The organism is Serratia sp. LTN-2, from assembly GCF_059740205.1.
In genome coordinates this window covers 229,752-230,137 of sequence record NZ_JCAXDO010000003.1, presented here as the reverse complement: position 1 = coordinate 230,137, position 386 = coordinate 229,752, and the positions used below count along the sequence as shown (strand labels likewise).

The following is a 386-nucleotide window of genomic DNA, read 5'->3' as shown; positions in this document are numbered from 1 at the left end:
TTCAACAGCCCGCCGCTGATTTCCACCTGGCGGAAGCCGACGTCATAGGCTTCCACTTCGATAATCTCCCCCTCGGGGGAGAGCAGGGCGACGGTGGCGCGATACAGCGCGGGCGTTTCGGCGCTCCACAGCGCCGGGCGTTCCACCGGCAGGCGCAGCGTGACGCGGTCGTCATAGGCGCCGCGTTCGTCCACGATCTCGCCGCCGAGTGGCTGGGTGCGTTCGGCCACCTGGGCGCCGTCGCGCCACAGTTGCACCTGTACTTGCAGTGGGCCGGGCCGGTTGGCACGCGCCGTTACCACCAGTTCGCCGCGGGTAAAGCTGTCATGCAGCGGGGTGGTGAGGCGGATATCGCTCAGGTGCGCGGCGGGTTTGTGCAGCAGGCT

General features: G+C 68.4%; 1 pseudogene. It reads right to left on the bottom strand.

Features of this window, described 5'->3' with window-relative positions:
• Positions 1-386: pseudogene (gene lacZ, locus AC6BYQ_RS08265) on the bottom strand (beta-galactosidase); the annotation flags it as partial.